Origin of the sequence: Pseudomonas sp. lyk4-R2A-8, from assembly GCF_030209095.1 — a bacterium.
GTDB classification, from domain to species: Bacteria; Pseudomonadota; Gammaproteobacteria; order Pseudomonadales; family Pseudomonadaceae; genus Aquipseudomonas; species Aquipseudomonas quebecensis.
On sequence record NZ_JARVSS010000029.1, the window covers coordinates 36,702 to 49,744 of the forward strand.

10 protein-coding genes are annotated in these 13,043 nt (G+C 62.0%); 4 read left to right on the top strand and 6 right to left on the bottom strand.

Annotated elements, in window-relative coordinates:
* Positions 1–9: 9 nt before the first annotated feature.
* The 5 genes from hisC to mtnA all read right to left on the bottom strand — a co-directional run bounded on the left by hisC (position 10) and on the right by mtnA (position 7,702).
* Positions 10–1,122, bottom strand: coding sequence for a histidinol-phosphate transaminase (gene hisC, locus QRN10_RS22015; RefSeq protein ID WP_285429140.1), 1,113 nt, complete (start codon positions 1,120–1,122; stop codon positions 10–12).
* A gap of 9 nt (positions 1,123–1,131) precedes the next feature.
* A complete protein-coding gene (pheA, locus tag QRN10_RS22020; RefSeq protein WP_034096534.1) occupies positions 1,132–2,226 on the bottom strand; it encodes a prephenate dehydratase in 1,095 nt (364 codons plus the stop codon).
* Positions 2,226–3,311 carry a 3-phosphoserine/phosphohydroxythreonine transaminase gene (gene serC / locus QRN10_RS22025; RefSeq protein WP_181078233.1) on the bottom strand — a complete coding sequence of 362 codons (1,086 nt, stop codon included), beginning with the start codon at positions 3,309–3,311 and terminating at the stop codon, positions 2,226–2,228. Before serC ends, pheA begins: the two co-directional genes overlap by 1 nt.
* Before the next feature lie 243 nt (positions 3,312–3,554).
* Complete coding sequence (gyrA, locus tag QRN10_RS22030) at positions 3,555–6,209, bottom strand: DNA gyrase subunit A (protein WP_181078231.1); 2,655 nt, start codon at positions 6,207–6,209, stop codon at positions 3,555–3,557.
* Between the two features lie 422 nt (positions 6,210–6,631).
* On the bottom strand, positions 6,632–7,702 hold the full coding sequence (gene mtnA / locus QRN10_RS22035; protein WP_266248551.1) for an S-methyl-5-thioribose-1-phosphate isomerase: 1,071 nt from the start codon (positions 7,700–7,702) through the stop codon (positions 6,632–6,634).
* Positions 7,703–7,811: 109 nt separating this feature from the next.
* Between mtnA and QRN10_RS22040 the strand changes: the two genes are divergently transcribed.
* The 4 genes from QRN10_RS22040 (at position 7,812) to QRN10_RS22055 (ending at position 11,427) form a co-directional block, all read left to right on the top strand.
* Positions 7,812–9,143, top strand: coding sequence for a TRZ/ATZ family hydrolase (locus QRN10_RS22040; protein ID WP_181078227.1), 1,332 nt, complete (start codon positions 7,812–7,814; stop codon positions 9,141–9,143).
* Positions 9,144–9,207: 64 nt separating this feature from the next.
* Positions 9,208–9,906: a bifunctional 2-polyprenyl-6-hydroxyphenol methylase/3-demethylubiquinol 3-O-methyltransferase UbiG gene (gene ubiG, locus QRN10_RS22045; protein WP_181078225.1), complete on the top strand. Its 699-nt coding sequence runs from the start codon at positions 9,208–9,210 to the stop codon at positions 9,904–9,906.
* 4 nt (positions 9,907–9,910) lie between these two features.
* Complete coding sequence (gene mupP, locus QRN10_RS22050; RefSeq protein ID WP_181078223.1) at positions 9,911–10,582, top strand: N-acetylmuramic acid 6-phosphate phosphatase MupP; 672 nt, start codon at positions 9,911–9,913, stop codon at positions 10,580–10,582.
* 104 nt (positions 10,583–10,686) lie between these two features.
* The gene (locus QRN10_RS22055) at positions 10,687–11,427 is read left to right on the top strand and encodes a YciK family oxidoreductase (protein WP_181078221.1); all 741 of its coding nucleotides are present in this window, start codon (positions 10,687–10,689) and stop codon (positions 11,425–11,427) included.
* 75 nt (positions 11,428–11,502) lie between these two features.
* On the opposite strand, the gene QRN10_RS22060 is transcribed toward QRN10_RS22055, so the two are convergent.
* Complete coding sequence (locus tag QRN10_RS22060; protein ID WP_285429141.1) at positions 11,503–13,017, bottom strand: ABC transporter substrate-binding protein; 1,515 nt, start codon at positions 13,015–13,017, stop codon at positions 11,503–11,505.
* Positions 13,018–13,043: the final 26 nt, after the last annotated feature.

Here is a 13,043-nt window from a genome sequence, read left to right on the forward strand (position 1 = left end):
GCAGTGACATCAACCACGAGCCAGAACCTTGGCCAGCGCCTCCAGGAAGCGGCTGTTTTCAGCCGGCAGACCGATGGTGACTCGCAGGTGGTTCGGCATGCCGTAATTGGCCACCGGGCGCACGATCACGCCTTCGCGCAGCAACCCCTGGAATACCGGCGCGGCTACCTGGCCGAGGTCGACGCAAATGAAATTGCCCTTGGACGGGATCCAACCCAGGCCCAACTCACGGAAACCGTCCTGCAACTGCTGCATACCACGCTCGTTGAGGCGACGGCTTTCCTCCAGGTAGTCGGCATCCTTGACCGCCGCACAGGCCGCGGCCAGGGCCAGGCTGTTGACGTTGAACGGTTGGCGCACCCGGTTAAGCACATCGGCGACCACCGCGCTCGACAAGCCATAGCCCACCCGCAGCGACGCCAGGCCATAGGCCTTGGAAAACGTACGCGACACCAGCAGGTTCGGATACGCGGCGAGGAAATCCAGGCCATCCGGCAGGTCGCTGCCTTCGGCGTACTCGATGTAGGCCTCGTCCAGCACCACCAGCACATGCTCGGGCACGTCCTGCAGGAAGTCATTCAAGGCCTCGGCACCAAACCAGGTGCCGGTCGGGTTGTTTGGATTCGCGATGAAGACCACGCGGGTCTGCGCATCGATAGCCGCCAGCATGGCCGGCAGGTCATGCCCCCACTCCTTGGCCGCAATCACCCGCGCCTCGGCGCCGACAGCCTGGGTCACGATCGGGTAGACCGCAAATGCATGCTCGCTGAACACTGCGTTCAAGCCGGGCGCCAGGTAAGCGCGGCCGACCAACTCCAGAATGTCATTGGAGCCATTGCCCAGGGTCACCTGGTTCAGCTCCACCCGGCATTGTTCCGCCAACAGGGACTTGAGCGCGAAGCCGTTGCCATCCGGATAGCGGGTCAGCTCGGCCAGTTCTTCACGAATCGCCGCCAGTACCTTCGGGCTCGGGCCCAGGGGGTTCTCGTTACTGGCCAGCTTGACGATGCTCGCCGGGTCCAGATTCAACTCACGCGCCAGCTCGTCCACCGGCTTGCCCGGAACGTAAGGCGACAGTTGTTGCACGCCCGGCTGCGCCAGGGCGAGGAAGTTGCCACTCATGTTAACGCCTCACAAAACCGCTTTCGGGTAAGAGCCCAGCACCTTGAGTGCCACGGCTTCCTGACTGATTTTCTCGAGCACGCCCTTGACCAGCGGGTCGCGGTGATGGCCGACGAAATCGATAAAGAACACGTAGGTCCATTTACCGCTGCGCGAAGGTCGAGTCTCGATACGCGTCAGGTCGATCCCATTGTCATGGAACGGCACCAGCAGCTCATGCAGCGCGCCAGGCTTGTTGCTCATGGAAACGATGATCGAGGTCTTGTCGTCGCCGGTCGGCGGCACTTCCTGGTTACCGATCATCAAAAAGCGCGTGGAGTTGTCCGGGCGGTCCTCGATTTTTTCGGCCAGGCGCGTCAGGCCATACAGGCCCGCCGCCATGTCACCGGCGATCGCCGCCGAGTTCCACTCGCCCTTGACCCGCTTGGCCGCCTCGGCGTTGCTGGACACCGCCACACGCTCGACATTCGGGTAGTGGGCGTCCAGCCACTTGCGGCACTGAGCCAGGGACTGGGCATGGGAATAGATGCGGCTGATGCTGTCGGTCTTGGTGTTCTCGCCCACCAGCAGGTGATGGTGGATACGCAGCTCGACTTCGCCGCAGATCACCATGTCGTGCTCGAGGAAGCTGTCCAGCGTGTGGTTGACCGCGCCTTCGGTGGAATTTTCCACCGGCACCACGCCGAAATTCACCGCACCGGCCGCCACTTCACGGAACACTTCGTCGATCGCCGCCATTGGCTTGCTGATCACTGCGTGGCCGAAGTGCTTCATGGCCGCCGCCTGGGTGAAGGTGCCCTCGGGACCGAGGTAGGCCACTTTCAGCGGCTGCTCCAGGGCCAGGCACGAGGACATGATTTCACGGAACAACCGCGCCATCTCTTCGTTACCCAGCGGCCCTTTGTTGCGCTCCATCACACGCTTGAGCACCTGGGCTTCGCGCTCCGGCCGGTAGAACACCGGCACTTCGCCTTCCGCCAGGGACGCCATCTTCACCCGCGCCACTTCCTGGGCGCACCGCGCGCGCTCACTGATCAGCTCCAGGACTTTCTCGTCCAGGCTGTCAATGCGCACGCGCAGGGCCTTGAGTTCTTGTTCAGACATTAGCCGTGTTCCTTTTCGAACTCTGCCATGTAGGCCACCAGCGCGTTGATCGCGTTGATGTCGACAGCGTTGTAGATGGAGGCGCGCATGCCGCCCACCGAACGGTGACCCTTGAGGTTGAGCAGACCGCGCTCGTCCGCGCCGGCCAGGAACGGCTTGTCCAGGCGATCGTCGGCCAGGCGGAATGGCACGTTCATCCACGAGCGATCGGTTTTGTTGATCGGATTGCTGTAGAGGCCACTGGCGTCGATGAAGTCGTACAGGGTGCGCTTCTTCACTTCATTAAGCTTGCCCATGGCCGCCACGCCGCCCTGCTCCTTGAGCCACTCGAACACCAGGCCGGAGAGGTACCAGGCGAAGGCCGGCGGGGTGTTGTACATCGAGCCGTTATCGGCCGCGACCTTGTAGTTAAGCATGGTCGGGCAGACCGACCGGGCGCGGCCCAGCAGGTCTTCGCGGATAATGTTGACCAGAATGCCGCTCGGGCCGATGTTCTTCTGGGCCCCGGCGTAGATCATGCCGTAGCGCGACACGTCGATGGGACGCGAGAGAATGTCCGAGGACATGTCGCACACCAGCGGAACGTCACCCACTTGCGGTACCCAGTCGAATTCAAGGCCGCCGATGGTTTCGTTCGCGACGTAGTGCACGTACGCCGCGTCTTTCGACAGCTTCCACTCGTTCTGGCCGGGAATGGCGAAATAATCGTAAGGCTTGGCGGTGCCCGCCACATTGACGTGGCCGTAGCGCGAGGCCTCCTCAATCGCTTTCTGCCCCCAGATGCCGGTGTCGATGTAGTCCGCAGTGCCGTCTTCCGGCAGCAGGTTCAGCGGGATCTGGGCGAATTGCTGGCTGGCACCGCCTTGCAGGAACAGCACTTTGTAGTTGGATGGAATGTCGAGCAAGTCGCGCAGATCCTGCTCGGCCTTGGTGGCGATGGACACGAACTCATCGCTGCGATGGCTCATTTCCATCACGGAGAGGCCTTTTCCATGCCAGTCGAGGAGTTCACCCTGCGCGCGCTGCAGGACTGCTTCAGGAAGCGCCGCGGGACCGGCACAGAAGTTATAGGCTCTCTTGCTCACATCCAATCTCACTCTGATCTGGTGGGGCTGCAATCATGTTCGGTAACAACCTTTCTCCGGAGCGAACCCTTGTGGGAGCTGGCTTGCCTGCGATAAGGGCACCTCGGTAGCGCAGTGGTACCGCGGCGCCACCAGCGCAGGCGAGCCAGCTCCCACATTGACCGCGTCCAGCCAAAGGACGTGTTATTTCATAAGGGACAAACAACAAGGGGGCGAATCTTCATCCGCCCCCTATGTGTCCGCTTATTCCTGCGGTTCTTCTTCGTCTGCGGCAGCGTCGAGGGTTGGCTCGTCGACGGTGTCATCGCCCGTTGCGATCACCTCGCCTTCGAACTCCTCACCTTCCAGCTCTTCGCCTTCGACTTCCGATGGTTCCTGGACGCGTTCCAGGCCTACCAGTTTTTCGTCCTTGGCCAGCTTGATCAAGGTAACGCCCTGGGTATTACGGCCCAGGCTCGACACTTCGGCCACGCGGGTACGGACCAGGGTGCCCTGGTCGGAAATCAGCATGATTTCCTCGCCGTCGAGCACCTGCACCGCGCCGACCAGACGGCCGTTGCGATCGTTGCTGACCATGGCGATCACGCCCTGGCCGCCACGCTTGTACTCCGGGAACTCGCTGATGGCGGTGCGCTTGCCATAACCACGCTCGGAAGCGGTGAGGATCTGGCTGCCTTCTTCCGGGATCAGCATCGAAATCAGCTTCTGCCCTTCCGGCAGACGCATGCCGCGCACACCGCGAGCGGTACGGCCCATGGCGCGAACGTCGGATTCCTTGAAGCGAGTGACCTTGCCGCCGTCGGAGAACAGCATGACTTCACGTTCGCCATCGGTGATGGCGGCCGAGATCAGCACGTCGCCTTCGTCCAGCTCCAGGGCGATCAGGCCCACGCTGCGCTGACGGCTGAAGGATTCCAGCGGGGTCTTCTTCACAGTGCCCTTGGCGGTGGCCATGAAGATGAAGTGACCTTCGGTGTATTCCTCGACCGGCAGCATGGTGGTGATGTACTCATCACTGTCCAGCGGCAGCAGGTTGACCAATGGGCGACCACGGGCGGCACGGGAGGCCTCCGGGATCTCGTAGGTCTTGAGCCAGTACACCTTGCCCTTGCTGGAGAACAGCAGCAGCGTGGTGTGGCTGTTGGCGACCAACAGGTGAGCGATGTAGTCCTCGTCCTTCACGCCGGTAGCCGATTTACCTTTACCGCCACGACGCTGGGCCTGGTAGGCCGCCAACGGTTGGGTCTTGGCATAGCCGCCGTGGGAGATGGTCACCACGCGCTCTTCTTCCGGGATCATGTCACCCAGGGTCAGGTCGAGGCGCGCATCGAGGATCTCGGTGCGGCGCACGTCGCCGTATTCGGCGCGGATCACTTCCAGTTCTTCGCGGATCACTTCCATCAGGCGCACGGCGCTGCTGAGGATGCGGATCAACTCGCCGATCTGGTTGAGGATTTCCTGGTACTCGGCCAGCAGCTTCTCGTGTTCCAGACCGGTGAGGCGATGCAGACGCAGCTCCAGGATCGCCTGGGCCTGTTCCGGCGAGAGGAAGTACTTGCCTTCGCGCAGACCGTATTGCGGGTCCAGGGTCTCCGGACGGCAGGAATCAGCACCGGCACGTTCAACCATCGCGACAACCGCGCTGGATTCCCAGGGCGTGCTGATCAGCGCTTCCTTGGCTTCCGACGGGGTTGGCGAGGCTTTGATCAGGGCGATCACCGGGTCGATGTTCGACAGCGCAACCGCCTGGCCTTCCAGGATGTGGCCGCGCTCGCGGGCCTTGCGCAGTTCAAACACGGTACGGCGGGTGACCACTTCGCGACGGTGACGCACGAAGGCTTCCAGCAGATCCTTGAGGTTCAGGATGCGCGGGCGACCGTCGATCAGGGCCACCACGTTGATACCAAACACGCTCTGCAGCTGGGTCTGGGCGTAGAGGTTGTTGAGGATCACCTCCGGCACTTCGCCGCGACGCAGCTCGATCACGACGCGCATACCGTCCTTGTCGGACTCGTCGCGCAGCTCGGTGATGCCTTCGAGCTTCTTCTCCTTGACCAGCTCGGCGATCTTCTCGATCAGGCGCGCCTTGTTCAACTGGTATGGGAGTTCGGTAATGACGATCTGCTGGCGGCCACCGACCTTGTCGATGTCTTCGATGATCGAGCGGGCGCGCATGTAAATGCGCCCGCGACCGGTGCGGTAGGCTTCGATGATACCGGCGCGGCCGTTGATGATCGCGGCGGTCGGGAAGTCCGGGCCGGGGATGTATTGCATCAGCTCATCGACGGTCAGCTCAGGGTTGTCGATGAGGGCCAGGCAACCGTCGATGACTTCACCGAGGTTGTGCGGCGGGATGTTGGTGGCCATGCCCACGGCGATACCGCTGGAGCCGTTGACCAGCAGGTTGGGGATCTTGGTGGGCATGACGGCCGGGATCATTTCGGTGCCGTCGTAGTTCGGCACCCAGTCCACGGTTTCTTTATGCAGGTCGGCCAGCAGCTCGTGCGCCAGCTTGGTCATGCGCACTTCGGTGTATCGCATGGCCGCGGCGTTGTCGCCGTCGACCGAACCGAAGTTGCCCTGGCCGTCTACCAGCAGGTAGCGCAGGGAAAACGGCTGGGCCATACGTACGATGGTGTCGTACACCGCAGTGTCGCCGTGAGGGTGATACTTACCGATCACGTCACCGACAACACGGGCAGATTTCTTGTACGGCTTGTTCCAGTCGTTACCCAGCTCGCTCATCGCGAACAGCACACGCCGGTGCACGGGCTTCAAGCCATCGCGCGCATCAGGCAGTGCTCGACCGACAATCACGCTCATCGCGTAGTCGAGGTAGGACTGTTTCAGCTCGTCTTCGATATTGACCGGGAGGATTTCTTTGGCCAGTTCGCCCATGAGAAGCCTGATTCCTTTTTCGGGTGAAACTTCGTCACATCCATTCGGGACGAACGAAGCTCGCCGCTGCCGGCAGAGTGCTGGCAACGACTTACGACAAATCAACGAGTTATGACACGGATCTGCACGTTATAGGTCACCCCTCGGGGTGGCCTTGGAAACCGCCGGATGTTATCACAATCGCCGCCACGCACCTATCCCCTTGATGGGCATGGAGCATAGTAAGTTGACGGATGACAGGCTTGAGGGCGACGAGAGGGGCTCAGAGGTGGGGTGGTGGTGTTTTTCGAGGGCGGATCCGAGGGTTTTATTGACTTTCAGGGCCAATCGGGGGCAAGCCCCCTCCCACACTTGAAGAGTGAACACCGTCAAATGTGGGAGGGGGCTTGCCCCCGATGACCATTTCAGCCCCCACACAAACTTCAGTGCAGCCGCTTACGGCACATCAACTTGGCCAATTTCGCGGTATCCGGCCGCTCGACGATGCCTTTTTCGGTCACGATCACATCGATCAGGTCGGCTGGGGTCACGTCGAACACCGGGTTGTAGGCCCCCACATCCAGGCGCTGCCCCGCCACCTCCAGCAACTCGCCAGCATCGCGCTGCTCCAGCGCAACGTCATCGCCGGTAGCCATCATCAGGTCCAGGGTTGAACTCGGCGCCACCACCATGAAACGCACGCCGTGGTGCATGGCGCAGACCGCCAGTTGATAGGTGCCGATCTTGCCGATCACATCACCGTTGGCGGCGATGCAGTCGGCACCCACGATCACCCAGGTCACCCCTTTGGTCTTGAGGATATGCGCGCCGGCCGAGTCGGCATTCACCAGTACCGGGATGCCTTCGCCAGCCAACTCCCAGGCGCTCAGGCGCGAGCCTTGCAGCCACGGGCGCGTTTCATTGACATAAACCTGCTCGACCATGCCTTCCAGGAAGGCACCGCGGATCACTCCCAACGCCGTGCCGACCCCGCCGGTAGCCAGCGCGCCCGCGTTGCCGTGGGTCAGAATGGCCTGGGCATTGCCCTGGTGCCTGCGGATCAGTTCGACGCCCAATTGCGCCATGGTGAGGTTGGCCTCGCGGTCACTCTCGTGAATCGCGACGGCCTCGGCTTCCAGCGCAACCAGCGGATCGGCGTGCGGCTTGAGACGGTCGAGGCGCTCGCGCATGCACTTGAGGGCCCAGAACAGGTTCGACGCGGTTGGACGGGTATCGGCGAGCAGTGCGTAGTCTTCTTCCCAACCGGCCTGCCAGTCACCGCCCTCGGCGATGCGTGCCCGAGCGGCGAGCACCAGGCCATAGGCGGCGCTGATACCGATGGCTGCCGCGCCACGCACGACCATCGCGCGAATGGCCTGCGCCACTTCATCCACCGTGGCGCAGGCTATCCAACTCTCCCGGGACGGCAAGGCACGTTGGTCGAGCAGGTGCAGCGTGCCGTCGCGCCAATCGATGGCCTTCACTTTCTCCGCTGCCAACAGTCGATCGCGCATCCCTTACTCCGCACTCATGAACAAAAGCCGCCGATTATAGCGATCCGCCAGCCAGGACGCTCGGGTATACTTCGCGCTTCTTTTATAGCTGCCCAGGAAGAAGCCCGCGATGACCGCCACTGCCGCCCCGCTCGACATCTTGCTGCTGCCGACCTGGCTGGTGCCTGTGGAGCCGGCCGGCGTGGTACTCAAGGAACATGGCCTGGGGATTCGCGACGGGCGCATTGCCTTTATCGGCCCGCGGGCGGCGGCACTGAAGCTGCAGGCCACCGAGGTGCGCGAGCTGCCGGGCATGCTGCTCAGCCCCGGCTTGATCAATGCCCACGGGCACGCGGCGATGAGCCTGTTTCGCGGCCTGGCCGACGACCTGCCGCTGATGACCTGGCTGGAAAAACACATCTGGCCCGCCGAGGCCAAGTGGGTTGACGAGGCCTTCGTACGCGACGGCACCGACCTGGCGATCGCCGAACAGCTCAAAGGCGGCATCAGCTGTTTCTCCGACATGTACTTCTACCCCAAGGTCGCCAGCGACTGCGTGCACAACAGCGGCATGCGCGCACAGATCGCGATTCCGATCCTCGACTTCCCGATCCCCGGCGCCGGCAGCGCCGATGAAGCGATCCGCCAGGGCATCGAGCTGTTCGGCGACCTCAAGCACCACCCGCGCATCAAGATCACCTTCGGCCCCCATGCGCCCTACACCGTCTGCGACGCCAACCTGGAGAAAATCCGGGTCATCGCCGAAGAACTCGACGCCGCCATCCATATGCATGTCCACGAAACCGCCTTCGAGGTGCAGCAAGCCGTCGAAAAGACCGGCGAGCGACCGTTGGCACGTCTGGGTCGCCTGGGGCTGCTGGGGCCGCGCTTCCAGGCCGTTCATATGACCCAAATCAGCGAGGACGACCTGGTTTTGCTGGTAGAAAGCAATACCAGCGTGATTCATTGCCCCGAGTCGAACCTGAAACTGGCCAGTGGCTTCTGCCCGGTGGAACGTCTGTGGCAGGCTGGCGTTAATGTGGCCCTGGGCACCGACGGCGCCGCCAGCAACAACGACTTGGACTTGCTCGGCGAAACCCGCACCGCCGCGATGCTGGCCAAGGCCGTCGCCGGTTCGGCCACCGCTCTGGATGCGCATCGCGCGCTGCGCATGGCTACGCTCAATGGTGCGCGCGCCATGGGCCTGGAAAATGAGATCGGCTCGCTGGAAGTGGGCAAGGCGGCGGACATCGTCGCCTTCGATCTGTCGGGGCTGGCGCAACAACCGATCTACGATCCGGTCTCACAGCTTATATATGCCACCGGACGTGACAGCGTGAAACACCTTTGGGTCGCCGGCAAGCAGTTGCTCGACGACCGGCAATTGACCCGCATGGATGAGCAACAGTTGACCGCCACGGCCATCGCCTGGGGCCGGCGCATCAGCGGGCAGCACGAATAACGACGGTGTTGAACCCGCGCGTTCAGCACCGACCAACCGATTTATCAGATTCAGAGGATGCACCATGAGCAACGTCGATCACGCCGAAATCGCCAAATTCGAAGCCCTGGCCCACCGCTGGTGGGACCGCGAAAGCGAGTTCAAACCGCTGCACGACATCAACCCGCTGCGAGTCAACTGGATTGACGAACGCGTCAATCTGGCCGGCAAGAAGGTGCTGGACGTCGGCTGCGGCGGCGGCATCCTCAGCGAAGCCATGGCCCAGCGCGGCGCCACGGTGATGGGCATCGACATGGGCGAAGCGCCACTGGCCGTGGCCCAGCTGCACCAGTTGGAGTCCGGCGTGAGCGTTGAATACCGCCAGATCACCGCCGAAGCCCTGGCCGAGGAAATGCCCGGGCAGTTCGACGTGGTCACGTGCCTGGAGATGCTCGAACACGTGCCGGACCCGTCCTCGGTGATCCGCGCGTGCTTCCGTATGGTCAAGCCGGGCGGCCAGGTGTTTTTCTCCACCATCAACCGCAACCCCAAGGCGTACCTGTTCGCGATCATCGGCGCCGAGTACATCATGAAGCTGTTGCCGCGCGGCACCCACGACTTCAAGAAATTCATCCGCCCTTCCGAGCTGGGGGCCTGGAGCCGCCAGGCCGGGCTGACCGTCAAGGACATCATCGGCCTGACCTACAACCCGCTGACCAAGCACTACAAGCTGGCCAACGACGTCGACGTCAATTACATGATCCAGACCCTGCGCGAGGAGTAAGCCTGTGAAGCTGCGAGCGGTTCTCTTCGATATGGACGGCACCCTGCTGGACACGGCGCCGGACTTTATCGCCATCTGCCAGGCCATGCGCGCCGATCGGGGCCTGGCGCCGATCAACGACCAGCACATTCGCGACGAAATCTCCGGCGGTGCGCGGGCGATGGTCGCGGTGACGTTCTCGATGGACCCGGAGTCGCCGGGTTTCGAGGAGCTGCGCCAGGAATTCCTTGAGCGCTACCTCAAGGGCTGCGCGGTCCATAGCAAGCTGTTCGACGGTATGAGCGAGCTGCTGGCGGACATCGAGAAGGCCAACCTGATCTGGGGCGTGGTCACCAACAAGCCGGTGCGCTTTGCCGAGCCGATCATGCAGCAACTGGGCCTGGCCGAGCGTTCTGCGCTGCTGATCTGCCCGGACCATGTAAAGAACAGCAAACCGGACCCGGAGCCGCTGATCCTGGCGTGCAAGATGCTCGACCTCGACCCGGCCAGCGTGCTGTTCGTGGGCGACGACCTGCGCGATATCGAATCCGGCCGCGACGCCGGCACGCGCACGGCGGCGGTCACCTATGGCTATATCCACCCGGACGACAACCCACATCATTGGGGCGCGGATGTGGTGGTGGATCACCCACTGGAACTGCGCAAGGTGCTGGATAACGCACTATGCAGTTGCTGATGGCTCACCGATCCAGCTGACCTATGAAGCTCCCCCTCCCACAGGGTATCTCCACCGGTCTCAAGTTTTGTGCTGAAACATGTTGAATTCTGTCGAGGCTATTTATGTTTGATTACTCCGCACGTCCAGAACTGCTCAAAGGCCGGGTCATCCTGGTGACCGGCGCCGGTCGCGGGATTGGCGCGGCAGCGGCGAAAACCTATGCCGCCCACGGCGCCACCGTGCTGTTGCTGGGCAAGACCGAAGCCAACCTGGCCCAGGTGTATGACGAAATCGAAGCCGCCGGCCACCCGCAACCGGTGGTGATCCCGTTCAACCTGGAAACCGCCCTGCCCCATCAATACGATGAGTTGGCGGCGATGATCGAGAAAGAATTCGGCCACCTCGACGGCCTGCTGCACAACGCCTCGATCATCGGCCCCCGCACGCCGATCGAGCAGTTGTCCGGCGAGAACTTCATGCGTGTGATGCATGTGAACGTCAATGCGATGTTTATGCTGACCAGCACCTTGCTCCCATTGCTCAAACTGTCCCAGGATGCGTCAGTGGTGTTCACCTCCAGCAGCGTCGGGCGCAAAGGCCGCGCGTACTGGGGCGCGTATGGCGTGTCCAAGTTTGCCACTGAAGGCCTGATGCAGACCCTGGCCGACGAACTGGAGGATGTGGCGGCGGTACGCGCCAACAGCGTCAACCCAGGCGGCACCCGCACCAGCATGCGTGCCCAGGCCTATCCAGGGGAAAACCCGATGGAAAGGCCGGCACCGGAAGAGATCATGCCGGTGTACCTGTACTTGATGGGGCCGGACAGTGCCGGCGTGAATGGGCAGGCATTCGATGCCCAGTAACAACTGACACAACTGGAACAAAATGTGGGAGGGGCAAGCCCCCTCCCACACTTGTATTGCGCGGTTGCCGAATGCTTAGTTTTTCACGACTTCTTCCAGGGTGAAACGGCCCAGCGGGTTTTGCAGGAAGTTGCTCACATTCTTGCGTGAGATATTGATGTAAGGGCTGTAGTACAGGTCGATCCAGTTCACATCCTGCTTGGCCAGTTTCTGCAGTTCCACGTACATCTGCTCACGCTTGGCCGGGTCGGCTTCGATGCGGGCTGCGGCGACCAGGTCCTTGACCTTGTCGTTCTTGTAGCGGGTCATATAGTTCTGGTTGGTGTCGTGGCCCAGCACGAAGGTGGTCTTCTGGTCCGGGTCGAGGATGTCGTTGGTCCAGTACATCACCGAAATGTCGTATTCACCGTCCACCAGCATCTGCCAGCTCTGGGTCGGGTCGACCTTCTGCAGGTTGGCGGTCACGCCGACCTTGGCCAACTGGTCCTTGATAATCACCGCGATCTGCTCATCGGCTTCGTTGCCGGCATTGACCACATAGTTGAGTTTCAAGTCCTTGGCGCCGGCCTGTTCCAGCAGCTTTTTGGCGGCGGTGGGGTCATACGGGCGCTGCAGGTTATTGGGGTAGTGGTACAGCGAGCCTTTCGGGATGTAGGAATAAGCCACGGTGCCCTGGCCGTACGTGACGGTTTTGACCAGCGATTGCTTATCGATGGCCATGTCCAGCGCCTGGCGCACTTCGGGTTTGGCCAACAGGCTGTGGGCATGGTTGATCAACAAGTGATCTTCACGGGTGGACGGGTCGGCGTGGACCACCACGTTTTTGTCTTTCTTCAACTCTTCAACTCGAGAAAACGGCACGAAGATCGCGGTATCGAGTTCGTCGTTCTGCACCATGCGCATACGGGTGTTGTCGTCGGTCACCGAGACCCACTCCACACCGTCCAGGCTTACCTTTTGAGCCTGCCAGAAGTTCGGGTTCTTCTTGAGGATCACCCGATCGCCCTTGCGCCACTCTTCTACCGTAAACGCACCGGACGTCACCGGGTTTTCCGAGTAGGCGTCTTCGCCCATGGAGGTCATGGCTTTTTCGGACAGGATCGACACCGTCGGCGAAGCAAGTTGGGAGAGGAAGGCCACCGCCGGGGTCTTGAGCGTGACCACCAGGGTTTTCGGGTCGGCGGCCGTGGCCGTGTTGATCAGGCTGAACGGGTCAGCCCACAGCGAAGCCTTGTTGTCGCGGATGCGCAACAGGCTGAAAGCGGCGTCGGCGGCGGTGATCGGCGAGCCATCGGAGAATTTCGCGTCACGCAGCTTGAAGGTATAGGTCAGGCCGTCCTTGGATATCTCCCAGCTTTCAGCCAGGCCCGGTTCCATCTTGGTGCCCAGGTTGTCTACGCGCACCAGGGTGTCGTAGACGTTGGCAAACACCCAGGTATCGCGGTTCTGCGCGCTTTTGATCGGGTCGAACGTGGTGCTGTCTTCACGGCAACCGATGGTGAGTACACCGGCGGCCTGGGCGAAACCGGCGGTCAGCGACCAGGCGGTCAGCGTGGCGGCGGCGAGTAACTTCAAGTGGCGGGATTGCATGTCATAACTCCTTGTTCATGAATGGC